This window comes from Stenotrophomonas riyadhensis (assembly GCF_040256885.1).
In the GTDB taxonomy this organism is placed as follows: Bacteria; Pseudomonadota; Gammaproteobacteria; order Xanthomonadales; family Xanthomonadaceae; genus Stenotrophomonas; species Stenotrophomonas riyadhensis.
Genome location: NZ_CP155568.1, coordinates 4,066,721 through 4,082,919 on the forward strand (window position 1 = coordinate 4,066,721; position 16,199 = coordinate 4,082,919).

Annotated in this window: 13 protein-coding genes; 4 read left to right on the forward strand and 9 right to left on the reverse strand. The window is 66.9% G+C overall.

Features of this window, described 5'->3' with window-relative positions:
- Nucleotides 1-13 precede the first annotated feature (13 nt).
- From SriyCCGPB3_RS18765 to SriyCCGPB3_RS18775, 3 genes are all read right to left on the reverse strand, one after another.
- Nucleotides 14-2,545: a methyl-accepting chemotaxis protein gene (locus SriyCCGPB3_RS18765; RefSeq protein WP_110713827.1), complete on the reverse strand. Its 2,532-nt coding sequence runs from the start codon at nt 2,543-2,545 to the stop codon at nt 14-16.
- A gap of 210 nt (nt 2,546-2,755) precedes the next feature.
- Nucleotides 2,756-3,649 (reverse strand): NAD-dependent epimerase/dehydratase family protein, encoded by an 894-nt coding sequence (locus SriyCCGPB3_RS18770; RefSeq protein ID WP_110713829.1) that lies wholly within the window; start codon nt 3,647-3,649, stop codon nt 2,756-2,758.
- 98 nt (nt 3,650-3,747) lie between these two features.
- Complete coding sequence (locus SriyCCGPB3_RS18775) at nt 3,748-4,659, reverse strand: S41 family peptidase (RefSeq protein ID WP_153854583.1); 912 nt, start codon at nt 4,657-4,659, stop codon at nt 3,748-3,750.
- A 50-nt stretch (nt 4,660-4,709) separates the two neighbouring features.
- Here SriyCCGPB3_RS18775 and SriyCCGPB3_RS18780 point away from each other — a divergent pair, with 50 nt between their 5' ends.
- A complete protein-coding gene (locus SriyCCGPB3_RS18780) occupies nt 4,710-5,174 on the forward strand; it encodes a MarR family winged helix-turn-helix transcriptional regulator (RefSeq protein WP_153854584.1) in 465 nt (154 codons plus the stop codon).
- Nucleotides 5,175-5,179: 5 nt separating this feature from the next.
- Here the strand turns inward: SriyCCGPB3_RS18780 and SriyCCGPB3_RS18785 are convergent, their stop codons facing one another.
- A complete protein-coding gene (locus SriyCCGPB3_RS18785) occupies nt 5,180-6,664 on the reverse strand; it encodes a DUF4434 domain-containing protein (RefSeq protein WP_153854585.1) in 1,485 nt (494 codons plus the stop codon).
- Nucleotides 6,665-6,987: 323 nt separating this feature from the next.
- Between SriyCCGPB3_RS18785 and SriyCCGPB3_RS18790 the strand changes: the two genes are divergently transcribed.
- Nucleotides 6,988-7,293, forward strand: a complete 306-nt coding sequence (locus tag SriyCCGPB3_RS18790; protein ID WP_110713835.1) for a KGG domain-containing protein — start codon at nt 6,988-6,990, stop codon at nt 7,291-7,293.
- A 10-nt stretch (nt 7,294-7,303) separates the two neighbouring features.
- On the opposite strand, the gene SriyCCGPB3_RS18795 is transcribed toward SriyCCGPB3_RS18790, so the two are convergent.
- Nucleotides 7,304-8,776, reverse strand: a complete 1,473-nt coding sequence (locus SriyCCGPB3_RS18795) for an MFS transporter (RefSeq protein WP_153854586.1) — start codon at nt 8,774-8,776, stop codon at nt 7,304-7,306.
- A 127-nt stretch (nt 8,777-8,903) separates the two neighbouring features.
- On the opposite strand from SriyCCGPB3_RS18795, the gene SriyCCGPB3_RS18800 reads away from it, so the two are divergent.
- Nucleotides 8,904-9,533, forward strand: coding sequence for a TetR/AcrR family transcriptional regulator (locus SriyCCGPB3_RS18800; RefSeq protein WP_153854587.1), 630 nt, complete (start codon nt 8,904-8,906; stop codon nt 9,531-9,533).
- A gap of 15 nt (nt 9,534-9,548) precedes the next feature.
- Here the strand turns inward: SriyCCGPB3_RS18800 and SriyCCGPB3_RS18805 are convergent, their stop codons facing one another.
- Both SriyCCGPB3_RS18805 and SriyCCGPB3_RS18810 read right to left on the reverse strand, forming a co-directional pair.
- A complete protein-coding gene (locus SriyCCGPB3_RS18805; protein WP_094001326.1) occupies nt 9,549-9,899 on the reverse strand; it encodes a VOC family protein in 351 nt (116 codons plus the stop codon).
- A 122-nt stretch (nt 9,900-10,021) separates the two neighbouring features.
- Nucleotides 10,022-10,222, reverse strand: a complete 201-nt coding sequence (locus tag SriyCCGPB3_RS18810; RefSeq protein WP_049449083.1) for a hypothetical protein — start codon at nt 10,220-10,222, stop codon at nt 10,022-10,024.
- 188 nt (nt 10,223-10,410) lie between these two features.
- On the opposite strand from SriyCCGPB3_RS18810, the gene SriyCCGPB3_RS18815 reads away from it, so the two are divergent.
- Entirely contained in the window at nt 10,411-13,761 is a 3,351-nt protein-coding gene (locus tag SriyCCGPB3_RS18815; protein ID WP_350259619.1) for an autotransporter domain-containing protein, read from the forward strand.
- 72 nt (nt 13,762-13,833) lie between these two features.
- Here SriyCCGPB3_RS18815 and cml read toward each other — a convergent pair whose 3' ends face one another.
- Nucleotides 13,834-15,021 carry a CmlA/FloR family chloramphenicol efflux MFS transporter gene (gene cml, locus SriyCCGPB3_RS18820; RefSeq protein ID WP_350259620.1) on the reverse strand — a complete coding sequence of 396 codons (1,188 nt, stop codon included), beginning with the start codon at nt 15,019-15,021 and terminating at the stop codon, nt 13,834-13,836.
- A 198-nt stretch (nt 15,022-15,219) separates the two neighbouring features.
- Nucleotides 15,220-16,125 carry a LysR family transcriptional regulator gene (locus SriyCCGPB3_RS18825; RefSeq protein WP_164162158.1) on the reverse strand — a complete coding sequence of 302 codons (906 nt, stop codon included), beginning with the start codon at nt 16,123-16,125 and terminating at the stop codon, nt 15,220-15,222.
- Nucleotides 16,126-16,199: the final 74 nt, after the last annotated feature.

Genomic DNA, 16,199 nt, shown 5'->3' on the forward strand with positions numbered 1-16,199 from the left:
CGCATGCCGGGACTCAGGCCGCGTGGCGTGCCACGGCGACCGGCTCGGCCTGCAGGCGGAAACGCGAGACCGCCACCGCCAGCTGCTCGGCCTGTTCTTCCATCGCCCGCGCGGCGGCGCTGGCTTCTTCCACCAGCGCGGCGTTCTGCTGGGTGGTCTCGTCCATCTGCACCACGGTCTGGTTGACCTGCTCGATGCCCGCCGACTGCTCGCGCGAGGCCGCCGAGATCTCGGCCATGATCTCGTTGACCCGGCCGACCTGGCCGACGATTTCCTGCATGGTACGGCCCGCGCCGTGCACCAGCTGCGCACCGGCACCGACCTGCGCCACCGAGGCGTCGATCAGCTCCTTGATCTCCTTGGCCGCACCCGCCGATCGCTGTGCCAGCGCACGCACTTCGCTGGCGACCACGGCGAAGCCACGGCCCTGCTCGCCGGCACGCGCCGCTTCCACCGCCGCATTCAGCGCCAGGATGTTGGTCTGGAAGGCGATCCCATCGATCACCGAAATGATCTCGGCAATGCGCTGCGAGGAGGCTTCGATCTGCTCCATCGTCTGCACCACCTGGCTGACCACCTGCCCGCCTTCGCTGGCAACGCCGGCCGCGGAACCGGCCAGGGTATTGGCCTGCAGCGCGTGGTCGGCGTTCTGGCGCACGGTGGAGGTCAATTCCTCCATCGAGGCCGCCGTTTCTTCCAGGTTGGCGGCCTGCTGCTCGGTACGCCGCGACAGGTCGCTGTTGCCCGCGGCAATTTCACCCGCGGCCAGGCGGATGCTGGCCGCCGACTGCTGGATCTGGCCGACGATCCGGGTCAGCTGCTGCACGGTGCTGTTGGCATCGTCGCGCATCACCGCGAACACGCCGTGGAAGTCGCCCTGCATGCGCGCGCTGAGGTCGCCTGCGGCGATCGCGCGCAGCAGTGTCGACAGCTCGGCCAGGTTGTGGTCGCTCACCTGCATCATGGTATTGAGGGTTTCCACCATGCGGCGGAAGTCGTGGTCGAAGCACAGGGCATCGCCACGCACCGCGAAGTCACCGGCAGCGGCCGCAGCAGCCAGCTGCTGGATCTGTTCATTGATCGCGGCCAGGTTCCGCTTGGTGGTGGCCATCGCGGCGGTGAACACCGCCTTCTCGCCCGGCAGCGCTTCCATGTCCTGACTGAGGTCGCCAACGGCGTAGCGCTGCATCACTTCAACCAGGCGCTGGGTGACCGCGTTGCTGGAGGCCACCAGCTGGTTGCTATCGGCCACCATGCGGCCGTACTCGCCCGGGAACGCCGCGGCGTCCATGCGGTAACTGAGCTCGCCGGCATCGTGGCGGCGCGCCATTTCCGCCTGCGCCGCCATCACCGCCTGCAGCTGGCCGCGCATGCCCTGCATCGCGTCCAGCAGGCGCCCCACTTCGTCATTGCTGCGTGCCGGCAGGGTGCTGTCCAGCTTGCCAGCGGCGACATCACCGGCCACGCGCACAGCTTCGGCCAACGGACGGATTGCCAACCGGCGCAGCAGAACATAGACACCCGCACTGAGGGTCAATGCTGCCACCACACCGACCAGCAGGGTCAGCCACAGCAACTGACGTGCCTCTGCGACGATCACCGAATGCGGCATCACCACGCCCAGCGCGAAGCGCTGCGGGGCGTCGCCCACGCGCAGCGGCACGTACACGCGCACGTTGCCGGCCGCATCGGGGCTGAAAGCCTCGAACGGACGGTCGGCAGCGATGTCGGCCAGCATGCTGCGGGTCAGCGCGTCGCTGCGTGGCTTGCCGATCTCAGCGGCATTGGCCGAGGCCAGCACCACGCCCTTCGGCGACAGCAGTTCGACGCTGCCAGCCCCCATCGGCTTCAACGTCGCCAGGTGCTTCTGCAGCGCCGCCAGCGAGAAATCGACGGTGAACACGCCGAGGAACCTGCCATTCTCGACAATGGGCGTGCTCAGCGTGCTCATCAGCACCTGCTGGCCGGCGATGTCATAGGCATAGGGCTCGCTGACCTTGGGCAGCTGGTCGCGGCTGGGCACCATGTACCAGTCACCGGAACCGCTGGCGGTCTCGGTGTAGTCGGTCATCTGCGACTGCTGCGGCTTGCCGTCGTGCCAGGCCCAGTAGCTCATGTAGCGACCGGTGGCGTCGTGCGCTTCAGTGTTGACGAACTCGGCATCCTTGCCGTCGAAGGCATCGGCCTCCCACATGGTGCTCTTGCCCAGCCACTCCGGGTGGGTACGCAGCTGTTCGCCGAGTACTGCCGCCAGGCTGGCGCGATCGGGCACGTCACCGCGCGCACGCTGGGCGAGCACGGTTTCGACCATGGCATCGTTGCTGGCGAAAGCGGTGCCCAGGTCAGCCGAGACCTGGCGCGCTTCGGCGGTGGCTTCGCTGGACAGGGTCTGGCGCGAGGCGTTGATCAGGCTGGCGCTGGCCTGGCGGTAGATCAGGAACGCGGTCAGGCCGAAGCACAGCAGTGCGATCACAGCGGTGCCCAGCATCAGCTTGTGGGCAATGCTGCCCGGGCGGCGGGCAGCGGCGGAGCGGGAAGGAGGCATGGAAAGGTCCGCAAGGCAGTTCAGGACGACCGGCGCCGCGAGGGCACCGCGCAGGCGCGCGATCCATCGCGCAGGCCACCGGCCGCCGGGGCATGCCCGGCACTGGAAGCGCACCGGGTTAGCGGCCGCCTGCCAACGAGGTTGAGGCGGCCGGCCTGCACATTCCTGAACCTGCTCAGGGTCGGGTCAGGAACCCGCCCCGCGGCCGCCCTATTCGGCCACGCGGTCCTTGATCCATTCCGCCCGCGGCAGCACTTCGATGCTGCCAGCGGCGTACTGCTGGAGCACATCGTCCGGACCGAAGCGCGGCTGCCAGCCGAGTTCGCTGCGCATGAGCGCACTGTCGTAGACGCGGTCGATGCTCAGCGGCAGCGGCCAGCCACGGCGCTCGAACTCGGCCAGCAACTGCGGGGCGCGGCGGGCCAGCACCCCGCGTGGTTGGGTCGCCAGTTCCAGGCAATCCTCGCGCCGGAACGGCGTCGGTGCGCAGGCAATGTAGCGGGCGAAGGCAGCGCCCTCATCGTGCAGCAGCGCGGCATGTGCGCTGGCCACGTCGCGCGCGTCGATGCCACGGTGCAGGCGGAACATCGCCATGCGCTCGGGCGGTTCCGGGAAGCAGCGGCCCATGCGCAGCACGCGCACACTGAAACCGGGCGCGGTTGCGGCTTCGGCCAGAGCCTCGGCCTGCAGCTTGGTGCGATGGTAGATGGTGCGCGGCAGAGGCTCGGTGTCCTCGTCGATCCAGCGGCAGCCGCCGGCCACCACCGCGTGACCGTAGAGGGCGGTGGTGCTGGTCAGCACGAAGCGCCGTGCACCGGCCTCGCGTGCCGCCTGCAGCAGGTGCGCGGTGGCGTCCACATTGATCTGCTGGAACACCGCATCCGGCACCAGCCCGACGTGCGGGGCATGCAACGCTGCGGTATGGATGACCGCGTCGACACCCTGCACCGCCCGCGTGACCGCCTGACGATCAGTGACATCGGCAATGATTCGCGTCGTGGCGAACGGGCTGCGATCCAGCCCCACCACTTCATGGGCCGCCGCCAACGCGCCGAAGATCGCCCGCCCGATCCGCCCGGAACTGCCGGTCAACAGAATCTTCATTGAGTCCATTCACTCGAAGCGCCCGGGAACTACCGGGATGCTTCGATTCTAGGCATGCAGCCGCGCATCCGCGATAGGACGGCGTTGCAGATATGCGTTCATCCTGACGACTTCATCGGGGCCAGCAGCTGCCGTGCGATGAACAACGGATCATCACCTCCTGGCGTATCAGGCATGACGCCGCGCTTCTCCCAGTTGCCGCCGGTGCGCAGATTGATCGGCTGCCGGTCCGGAATGCTGATCTGATAGCCATCCGGCAGCAGCACAGGATCATCGAACATATGCGCGGCGCCGCCGCTGCGACTGCCGACGATCTGCGCTCGTCCCAGCGCCTGCAGCGAGTACGCCACGAACTCGGCGGCCGAACCGGTACGGCGGTCGATCAGCACCACTAGCGGCTTCAGGTACAAAGGCAGGCTCGCTGGCGGCAGCAGTACGGGGGTACGCCTGCCACGCTGCTCAAGCGCCTGCACTGCGGTGACGCCTGGCTCCAGCAGCGTGCGCACCAGCAGGTCCGCGCTGCCATCATCACCGCCCCCGTTCTGGCGCAGGTCCAGCACCAGGCCATCGGTGTCGGCCAGCAGGCTGAACGCCGCCGCCAGCTTGGGCCGGGCCAGATCCAGCGGGTAGAAGCTGCTCAGGCGCAGGTAACCGATGTTGCCCTCCAGCACCCGCACTTCGCGCACGCCCGCAGCATTGCCACGCGCATCCGCGCGCCAGGCCATCAGCCAATCGTCCTGCCCGGCGCGGGCATCCACCCGTTCCACATGGAAGTGGCCGTCGAACACGTCCAGGTCCTGGTTCAGGCGCGCACTGAAGACCTTCGGGTCCGCGCAGCTGTCCACATAGCGCTGCTGGCTGGACCAGCCGCGCACGGCCCCGGCAATGCGCGCGCCCTCGGCCACGTCCAGGTAGTGCGCCTGTATCGCCGTGGCCGCCGCCTGCAGCACCGCGTCCTGGGCCGGGCAGGACGCCGCCAGCACCGCGCCCAGCATCCACGAAACCGCCATGACCGCACCCCACGTTGATGATATGTAAGTGCTTATATATCATCGCGCCCATGGATCTCCAACACGCCACCCTGGGCACCCTGCTGCGCGCCCTGCTTGATCAGCTCGATCCGGCGGTCGAACAGGCCTATCGCGACCTGCAGCTGGACTACCGGCCGCGCTACACCCCGGTGCTGCGCACGTTGATGGCGCAGGGCCCCTGCCGCATCAAGGACCTGGCACTGGCCTGCGGGCTCAGCCATTCGGCGCTCAGCCAGACGGTTTCAGCGATGGTGCACGACGGCTGGCTGCATACCGCCATCGGCGAGGACAGCCGCGAGCGCATCCTGCAGCTCAGCCCGCAGGCGCTGCAGGTCCTGCCGGCGCTGCAGGCACAGTGGCAGGCTACGGCGCGCGCGGCGCGCAGCCTGGATACCGATCTCGGGCAGTCACTGGAGCAGGTGCTGCGCGACGCACTGCAGGCGCTTGAACAGCAGCCGTTCGCACAGCGGCTGCACGACGCACGCCAACGCTGACATCGCTACTGCTCGGCCGCGATCTCGATCTCGCTGAGGAAGGTCCAGTTGCCATTGGCCAGCCGCAGCTCCAGTGTACGGCACTGCGCAGCCAGGGGCGCCGCGTTGCCCAGCACGTATTCCTCCTCGGTCGATCCACTGAGTCCGGCCTGGGTGAACGGCGCCGACAACATGCCGATGCTGGTTGCTGCAGTACCCGGCTCAGTGCACATCACCTCCACCGACGTCGGCGTGACGATGCCCCATCCGGGGCGAGTCATCGTGTGCAGGCCGATCCAGTCCACCCGCCGACGCTGGCCGAGGTCGATGGTGATGCTGACGTTGCCGTGCACGCCCACCCAGCCGGCATCCATCGGATTGCGCGGGTCCCCCACCCGACGATCGAACAGCTCGTGGCCACTGCTGTCCGGATAGTTCGCATCCGGTGCCACGCTGTAGCTGTACGCGGTCTGCACCGGATCGACGAGGTAGGACGCGCCGAGCCCATACAGCCCGCGATAGGTGTTCATCATCCGCGGCGATTCGGCATAGCCCTGGCCGGGACCGACCACCTCGGACATGTGGTACTGGTTGAGCCAGGCAACGCGCTTGCCGGCCGAACGCGCACTCCACAACTGCTGGTTGATGCGCTGCACCGAAGCGGAGCGGTAGGCGCCGGACAACCCGTTGCCGGCCTCCAGGAACAACGGACTGCCATGGTTGAACAGTTCGATATCGGCCCACAGGCCGCTGGCACCCAACGCCGCCGACAGCGCCTCGTAATACGCCTCGGTGGAATGACCCGGGCGATCCCACTGGAACAAGCGCGCATGCGAGGCGGCGCCGATGCCGTCCTGCCAGATCTGCACATCCACCCCGGTAGCCGTGCGGAACTGCGCCGCCGCACGCGCGACACTTGCCGGATCCACGCTGGATGACGCCAGGTAGGGGGCGACCATCACCGGCCTGGACGGGGTACTGCCCTTCAGCGCGGTCACGATCGCACGATAGAAGGGCGCACGGTCAGCCGGTACCTGTGCCGGCTCGTCGGTGATGTACCAGCCGGCGAAGGCCGGATGCGATCCGTACTGCTGGCCAAGCTGGGCCAGCGACTGCGCGGCGTCCTGCGCCACAGCCGTTGCGTTCTGGCCTTGCCAGAAGGTGCCGCACTGTCCCGAACTGTAGGTGGTACCGACCACGACCTTCATGCCGCGCGCGGCCGCCGCATCGAGGACGGTGCCCAGCTTGCCGGGGAAACCGGCGATCCATTCGAAATCCTGCACACCGCTGGCGCACCCCACACCCGCACGCGTGGCACGCACCTGACCGAGGATGAGGGTGTCGTTGCCCAGGTCCTGCAGTTCATCCAGGAACAGCGGCAACTGCGTGGCCGGTAGTTGTTCGTCGGTAGCCGAATAGCCGACGTGGACAAAGCTGCCGGACAACAGGGGACTGGCCGCATGGACGGGGGCGGTACAGGCCAGCAATGCGATCAATCCAATCCTGTTCATGTTCTACGTCCCTGTCGTGGCCAGGCGAGTGGCGTTGTTGCGCATCCTATCAACAGGGGCGGTGGCCCCATCATGATCATCGGTGGATGCGCGTGTGCTTCTACGCAACACTCCATCCTCACTGTGTTCCTGCGGCCCTGCTGTCGCAGTTGAGCGAGATCGCGGCAGCGAAGGCGGCGCCCGCCTGAATGGCTGCGTCTTCAGCCCCGTGCGCAGGGCGCGTGAAAGCCATGGCGAAGATGGCGACCTGGACTTAGCGTGCGATGGCCAAGCATGGGTGCCGTCGTCTACGAAGGCGGCGCCCACACCGCAGGAGATTTCACATGACTGAGCAGAACCCGCGCAGCTCCAACCGGGGTTTCGCATCAATGGACCAGGAAAAGCAGCGCGCCATCGCTGCCAAGGGCGGGCGTGCCGCACATGCCTCTGGCAACGCGCATGAATTCAGTCCAGCCGAAGCACGTGTCGCTGGCCGCAAGGGCGGCGAGGCGATCAGCCGCAACCGCCAGCACATGGCCGCGATCGGTCGTGAAGGTGGACACGCTCGCCACGCCAATGCGCGCCAGCAGCAACAACAGCCTCAGGAGATCGAACGCACCGCAGAGGGCCGGCAACGCCAGCAGGGCTGAATGCTGCGCGTCAGGCCGGTGCGCGCTGCCGATGCAGGCCGAAGGCTGCAAGCAGGGTCAGCGCGCCGGCCACGGCCATGGCCCAGCCGAAGCCGCTGGCCATCGCACTGCGATACCACGCCAGCAGTGGTGGTGCCGCCTGCAGCGGGGTAGGCTGCAGGATCAGTTCGCGCGCGTGTGCGGCCAACCCCGGCTGCCCTGCGGCCTGCGCGGATGCAGCGAAATGCCACACGGCACGCAGGCTCATCAGGCTGCCCAGCAGCGCGATGCCCAGGCTCATGCCGGCCTGGCGCAATGCGTTCATGGTGGCTGAAGCGATACCTGCGCGCTCGGCCGGCACGCTGGCCATGACCGCCATGCCGGTCGCGGGAACCGCCAGCCCCATTCCAATGCCGAGCAGCATCAGCAAGCCGCTGGCATATCCGCGCGAGGTCAGCGGCTCGAACGCGGCCATCGCACAGAGCGCCACGCCGGCCAACGCATAGCCCGAGACCAGCGCAGCCTGCAGCCCCACGCGCACGACCAAGCGCCCGAACAGCAACGAGACCACACCCATCAACAGGAACTGCGGTGCCAACTGTGCGCCTGCCAGTGCTGCGCTGTGCCCCTGCGCCTGCTGGAAGAACAGTGACAGGAAGAACAGGCTCGCGTAGGCGGTGAAGCCCAGCACGAACGATGCCAGATTGAGCATGCCGAAACGGCGATCGGCAAACAGGTCCAACGGCAGCAGTGGGCGTGCCACCCGGCGTTCGACGATGCCGAACAGGATCAGGCCAGCGCCCGCGATGCTCATGGCCGACAGGGTCAGTGGCGCCAGCAGGCCGTGCTCGCCGATCGCGATCAGGCCGTAACTCAGCGCACCCAGCGCGACCATGCTGAGCAGCTGCCCGGCAGGATCCAGCGCGGCATGCTCTGGATGCCGCCGCTCGGGAATCCCCCAGGCACCGAGCATGAGCGCCAGCAGGCCCAGTGGCAGGTTGATCAGGAAGATGCTCGGCCACCCAGCGCGCTGTACCAGCACCCCGCCCAGCAACGGCCCAAGCACCAGGGCCAACGCACTGAACGCCGACCAGCCACCGATCGCCCGCGCGCGCTGGCGCGGATCAGGGAATGCATGACTGAGAATCGGCATCGCGCTGGGAATCAGCAGCGCGCCCGCGATGCCCTGCACCGCGCGTCCAGCCACCAGCGTCGCAAGATTGCCGGCACAGGCACAGAGCAACGAGCCAAGAGTGAAGGTGGCGACGCTGAGCAACCACATCCGCCGATGGCCGTAACGGTCCCCGAGCGGCCCCGCCGACAGCATCAGCGCCGACAACGCGATCGCATACGCATTGATCACCCACTGCAGGCCGGCCATGTCGGTATTCAACGCCTGCTGCAGGGTCGGCAGTGCGACGTTGACGATGCTGATGTCCAGCGAGGCGAGGAACGTGCCGAGGTAGGCGGCCAGCACCAGGGCCGGACGTTGGAAGCGCTGCATGTGCGGATCCCGGGGGGAGGATGTGCGCGCATCGTAGCCATTGACTGACCGTCGGTCAATGACTGGCGGTCAGTCAATGCCGAAGGGCAGCTAGAATGGCGGCCGTCGCACCCGGACCTTGCCCACCATGCAGACCCCAGCTGTTGCCAGGCCTCGCACCAAGCCCGCGGAAACCCGCCAGGAAGAACTGATGGATGCCGCGCAGGCGCTGTTCCTGTCGCAGGGCGTGGACGCCACCACCATCAGCGACATCGTTGCTGCGGCCGACGTGGCCAAGGGCACCTTCTATACCTATTTCGCCTCACGCACCGAGATCCTGCAGGCACTGGCGCAGCGCTATACCCAGCGTTTCATGCAAGACGTCGACCGCGCCGTGCAGCAGTACCCTGCCAGCGATGGCGTGGCGCGCCTGCGTGCCTGGATCCGCGCCAACATCGAGCTCTACGTGCGCACCCATGCGCTGCACGATGTGGTGTACGCCAACCATCACCACCACCAGCGTGGCAACGCCGAACGCAACGCAATCCAGCAGCAACTGTTGGCCATCCTCGACGCCGGCATCACCGATGGCCTCTGGCAGCTGCCCGCGCCGCAGGTCACCGCCTCACTGATCTATGCCGGCGTGCACGGCGCCACCGACGACCTGATCGCCGCACCAGCGCAGGATGCCGATGCCTTCATCGGCGCGGTGGTGGACGATTGCCTGCGCATGGTCGGCGTGTCGCCAGCCCCGAAGCGAGGCGGCACGCGCCGCTGAAGTCCTCGCCGCTGCTCAGGAATGGGCGAGGATGTTCAACAACCGGCCGAACGGATCGCGGACGAAGAAGCGGCGCACGCCCCAGGGTTCGTCGACCGGGCCGTACTCCAGCGCAACGCCTGCCGCGCGCAGGCGGTCCAGCACCTCCTGCAGATTGTCCACTTCGATCGACAGGTCCGGCACTGCGGTGCCCGAACCCCCTTCGCTGGCGAAGCTGACCTGCGCCAGCGCGCTGCCCTGCCCGCCATGAGTGACGATCCAGCCGTGGTCCATCACCACCGGCATGCCGAGCAGCTCGCCGTAGAAGGCAGCAGCCCGTTGCGGCTCCGCCGTGGCAATGTTGGCGACAACACGTTTGACGGCCATGGCACTCCTCTGCCCATGAAGACATGCCGAGACTACCGTATCGCTGACGGCATCCTCGATTGAAACAGAAGAGCCCCGTCGATGACGGGGCTCCACGGAACGCAACGCTCAAACGGCGCGACTCACACGCCCATGCACAGATCGACCACGCAGGTGTTGTACGCCTGCTGGCATTCACCGGCATCGGCACCACTGGCCAGGCACATCTGGTAAGCCCGCCAGCACGGCTTGTCGCAGGGCTCGACCGGCCCTGCCACCGCCACCGAACCGGTACATGCCAGCGCGAACACAGCGCCTGCGATCACTTTCCTGAAAACGCGCATTGCATCACTCCCTGATACGCCTGGTGAGCCCAGGCTGGGTCACGGTAGCGGGACCGCCGGGAGACGAAGTGAATGCCCATGTCACGAAACCTTAACTCGTTCATTAAATTTTCTTCACACCACTGGGGGTGATCGGCGCGCTGCGGGGTTAACGGCCTTTGATGTCCGTCAATCAAGGAAGTTGTCCGATGAATCACCCGCTGTACGGCCGTTCGTCCCGCTCCCTGTCGCACCGCCCGCTGGCGCTTGCCGTCGCCAGCTCGCTGTTGCTGGTCACCGCACTCCCGACCATGGCCAGCGAATCACTCGATGCCTGGCAGCAGCAGCGCCAGCTACAGGCTGCGTGGGCGCAGCCCGCTTCCAGCACGGCGCCTGCAGCCACGGCCACTGCACCTGCCGCCAGTAGCACCGCCGTTCTCGGCAACCCAGGCGATCCGGCCAGCTGGCGCAGCGATGAATTCAACGCCGATTGGGGCCTGGGTGCGATGGGCGCCGACTACGCCTATGCACGCGGTCTGACCGGCAAGGGTGTACGCCTTGCGCTGTTCGACTCGGGCTCCGCGCTGGCGCATCCGGAGTTTGCAGGACGCAATACCTCCAGCATCACCATCGGTGCCGACTGCGCGACGCCGGGTGTCGTCGCAGGTACCGGTGCCTGCGGGCAGACCCGCGGCGAACAGCCCGGCTACAACTACTACGGACTCGGCGCCGGCGTTCCGGCCTCACTGGCGGCACGCCTGATCGCCGCCGGCCAGCCCTATGGCTTCAGCTATGCCGATCACGGAACACATGTGCTTGGCACCATCGGCGCCAACCGCAATGGCACCGGCATGCATGGCGTGGCCTTTGGTGCGGATCTCACCGCCGCCCGCGTGTTCGGTGACACCTACTACGAGTGGCGCCTGGACCCCGACAATTTCTATCGGCCGCGCGCGGTGTACCGCACCGATCCGGATGATGCCGCCACGCTGGACATGTATGCGCAGATCCAGGCGCAGGGTGTCCGCGCCATCAACCACAGCTGGGGCATTTCCACCCGCAACATGACCGCCGCCGCGCTGGACCAGCAGTACGCCAGCATCGGTGCCGACTACGGCGTGTACGGCAGCATCTACGCCAGCAACGGCGATACACCCAGCTCCACCCTCATCCAGGTGTGGTCGGCCGGCAACGGCAGCGGCGCGGTTGCCGGCATCACCGCCTCGATGCCGCGCTGGAAGCCCGAACTGGAACCGTACTGGCTGGCGGTCGCCAATGTCCGCCGGCCCAACGCCGCCGCAGGTGAAACCGACTACGTGATCGATGGCAGTTCCAGCATCTGCGGCGTTGCCGCCAACTGGTGCATCTCGGCCCCCGGCACCGACATCCTCAGCACCATCGTCTCCGGTGATATCCAGGGCCGCATCGAGAACACCTCCGCCTACGTGCGGCTGATCATCGATAGCGAGAACACCAATTACGTCTATGGCACCAAGACCGGCACGTCGATGGCCGCGCCGCACATCACGGGCGCTCTTGGCCTGCTGATGGAGCGCTTCCCGTATCTGGACAACGCACAGGTCCGCGACGTGCTGCTGACCACCGCCCGCGACCTGGGCGATCCGGGCATTGATGAGATCTACGGCTGGGGCATGGTCGACCTGCGCAAGGCCATCGAAGGCTACGGTTCGCTGCGTGTGGACACCAACGTGGTGATGAACCAGAAGGCCGGTGGCCTGAAGGTGTGGGAAGGCGACGCCTGGGATGACTGGACCAACGACATCGGCGGCCCCGGCAAGCTGACCAAGTCCGGCATCGGCTGGCTGCGCCTGAGCGGCAACAACACCTTCAACGGCGCAGTGCTGCAGGACGGCACGCTGGAATTGAACGGTGCCAACACGCTCACGTCCGCGATCGACGTCCAGGGTGGCCAGTTCCTGCTCAACGGCAGTCTGGTCTCCACCGCGCTGAACACCACCGGTGGCGTAAGCACGGTCAACGCCAGCGGCCTGCTGAAGGACAGCAACCTGACCGTCAACGGTGGCGTGGTGTCCTTCAACGGCACACAGACCGGCGGCAGCACCACGGTCGGCGCCAACGGCCTGTTGAAGGGCATCGGCACGCTGGGCAACACCCGTGTGGACGGCATCATCGCGCCCGGAAACTCGATCGGCACGCTGACCATCAACGGCGACTACGTGCAGGGCGCAACCGGTATCTATGCGGCCGAACTCGCGCCGGGCGGGCGCAGTGATCAGCTGCACGTAACCGGCACCGCCACCCTCGGCGGCACCCTGGTCGCACTGCCGGAGCCGGGCACCTACTACCTCGGTGAACAGTTCAACTTCATCCGCGCCGATGGCGGCGTCAGCGGCCAGTTTGCCAAGACCGACTTCAGTGCGTTCTCGCCCTTCCTGCAGTTCAGCCTGGCCTATGGGGCCAATGGCACCCGCATCGACGTCGCCCGTGGCGCCTCGCTGGCCAGTGCCGCCACCACACCGAATCAACGCGCGGTGGCCGGCGCCGCTGACGTGCTGGCGATCAACCAGGGCCTGCCCAAGCCGCTGACGCAACTGTTCCCGCAGCAGGTGGGCGGCGTGCTCGACGGCCTCAGCGGCGAGCTGCATCCGGCCACGGCATTGGCCCTGGTCGAGGGCAGCCGCTACGTGCGCGATGCTGCACTGTCACGTCGTGCCGGTGCAGTCGCCCCGGGTGCCGATGCGGGCGACGCCACCGGTGCATGGGTGCAGGCCCTTGGTGGCAACAGCAAGCTGGATGGCAACAGCAATACCGCCCGCACCGAAGCCAACAGCAATGGCCTGTTGGTCGGCATCGACCGCGAGTTCTCCGGCTGGCAGGTCGGCGTGCTGGCCGGCACCGGCCGTACCGACGTGAAGCAGCAGGAGCGTCGAGCCAAGTCGAAGATCGACAACACCCATTTCGGTGCCTATGCGGGCCACAACTGGGGTGGTTTCGGCCTGCGCGGTGGCGTGGCCTGGAGCAAGCACAAGGTGAAGAGCACGCGTGATGTCGACTTCGCTGGCTTCAGCGACAGCCTGAGCGCTCGCTACAACGCGCATACCCGCCAGGCCTTCATCGAAGCCGGCTATCGCTTTGGTGGTCCAGAGGCCGGACTGGAGCCGTACCTGCAGGTCGCACGCGTGGAGGTCGACCTGAAGCAGATCAACGAACGCGGCGGTGCGGCTGCCCTGCACGGCAAGGTGGACGACACCGGCACCACGATCGCCACGGCGGGCGTGCGCTTCGACAAGGGCCTGAAGGCATCGTTCCAGCAGGACAGCTGGCTGCACCTGCGTGGCGGAGTCGGCTATCGCCGTGCCTCCGGCGACCGCAGCCAGGTCGGCAACCTCGCCTTCGCCAACAGCAGCACCACCTTCGTGGTCGAGGGCGCTCCGATTGCAGACAACGCCATAGTGGCCGAGCTGGGCCTGGCGGCGTGGCTGACGCCGCGCCAGCAGCTGGAGCTGGGCTACAGCGGCCAGTACGGCAGCGAGAGCCGCGATCACAGTGCGAACGTGCGCTGGTCGGTGCGCTTCTAGTTCCAGGCACGTGTTCTCTTGACGGGTTGGGGCGGCCTCAGGGCCGCCCCCTTTTTCATCCACCGCCCAAGGCTATGCGCGGCACGGCCACGCCGCGACAGCGATCAGGCTGGCCAGTGGCAGCAGCAGGCCATAGGCCACCAACGGCCACACCGTATCCCCCGGCAGCAGCACGGTAGCCAATGTCCCGAAGCCGGCTACGATCACGCTCTGTACGGCGTAATACAGCGCCACCGCCATGCCGGACACATCGGCGAAGTCTCGCAGCGCGCCGTTGGCGGCCACCGAGACCACCATCACCAGCCCTACGGCAATGCCCCACATGGGCAGCACGACAGTGGCGAATGAGAACGGCAACGCCGTACCGAGTGCCATCAGCAGCACCCCTGCCACCATCACGCACAGGCCACGCACGAAGGTTCCGCGCGTATTCCAGCGTGCGATGAAGACGTTCGCCATTCGCGAGGTGATGATCATCATCAGCGCCACCGTTGCGAATGCCAGGCTGAACGCGATCGACGAGTACTGCATGCGCCCGACCAGCACGCGCGGTGCGATCGAGAAGAACACAAAGAACGTCCCCATCGCGGCACTGAACCCCAGCGTGTATGTCCAGAAGGCGCCACTGCCAAGCATCCTCCGCAGTGCCGGACGCGCCTCTCTGCTGCCTGCTGGCCGGGTTTCCTGCCACTGGCGCTGCGCGCGCAGCCAGGCGATCAGGCCAAGCACACCCAGCAACACGAAGATCGCACGCCAGCCCGCTGCCGTGGCCACCAGCGCACCCAGCATCGGCCCCAGCGCCGGCACGAAGGCCAGCATCGAGGCGAACAGCCCATACAGCGACGCGCCTTCGGGTGTATCGGCATACACATCACGCACCGTGGCAAAGGTCGCCACCAATGCCGCCGACGCTCCCACCGCCTGCACGGTTCGCCAGGCCAGGAATGCTGCGCCGCTGCTGGACATGGCCAACGCAAGCGACGCAAGCGCGAACAGCAACGCCCCCAGCAACAGGACCGGCCGCCGCCCGATGCGGTCGGACAACGGACCGAACAGCAACTGGCCCAGGCCGAGCACCAGCAGGTAGATGCTCAGCGTGAGCTGCACCACCGCTGGTGATGTCTGCAATGCCTGCGGCATCACCGGTACCACGGGAAGATAGATATCCATGGCCAGCGAGGCCAGGAGGTCGAACGGCGCCATCAGCGCAATGGCCGATGGCAGGGTATGGGCCCAACGCGGGGTCTGACGATTGAACATGGGGAATCTCCGCCCAGAGTGAATCCGGCGGTGATCCATCCACCTCGCGTGCATCGCAGGGGTGATCACCGCAACAACGTATGCATCGTTGTTGCGGCTCAGCGAACTGTCTGCGGACCGTTCCCGTTGTTCATGGTGTCCATCGAATGCGAATGCAGGTGGCGCAAGTGTAGCAATCGTCCAGCTGCCGGGCGGAGCTCAGGCCAGGGGCAACATGTCGATGCGCCTGCACGGCGTTTCCTTCACCTGCTCGATCAGCCGTCGCACCACGGGCGAGGTCTCCCCACGCCGGTACTGCACAGCGATGGTCGAGACGATGGTGGGACCGGCCAGTGGCAGGTAGATCATCCCGGGCAGCACCAGCGTGCGTTGCAGCACCGATGGCACGATCGCCACCGAACCGACGCCGACCGATACCTCGGCCAACACCGCCGCCAGATGCCCGGGTTGGGAACGGATACGAGGAATGAAACCGCCGCGACGCCCGACTTCCATTGCACCCACCGGCTGCTCCGGCATGACGAAGCCCTCCCGGGCCAAAGATGCCGGCTGTACCGGCGCCCTGGCCCGCGCCAGCGGATGGGTTTCCGGCAGCGCCACGCAGAACTGGTCTTCGACCAGGGTGTGTTCGCCGAAACTGTCGGGTACATCCATCGGAGGCCGGCAGAACACCACATCCACCCGTCCTTCCTGCAGCAGCTGCGGGAGCTCGCCCATCGGCCATTCGCTCACCTGCAGTTCCACGCCCGGGTAGCGGCTGCGGAACCGGCTGAGCTGATCCTGCAACGCGCCGGCATACAGCGCCGAGCCGACGTAGCCAATCTCGATCTTGCCGATCTCCCCCCGCCCGGCGCGCCGGCCCAGGGTTTCGGCCTGTTCGAACCGGCGCAGCACATCACGGGCTTCCACCAGGAACACCTCGCCTGCGGAGGTCAGCAGCACCTCCCGCCGGCCGCGGTCGAACAGGCGCGTGCCGAGCCGACGCTCGATGTCCTGGATCTGCACGCTCAGCGTGGGAGTGGCAATTCCCAGGCGCAGGGCCGCACGACCGAAGTGCAGCTCCTCGGCCAGGGTGACGAAGTACTCCAGGTGACGGCGTTCCATGGGCGGTTTTTCGTTAGGTTCAATCTAACGTAACCAGAAAACACCGAGAATGAAACAAACACCGATCATTGATG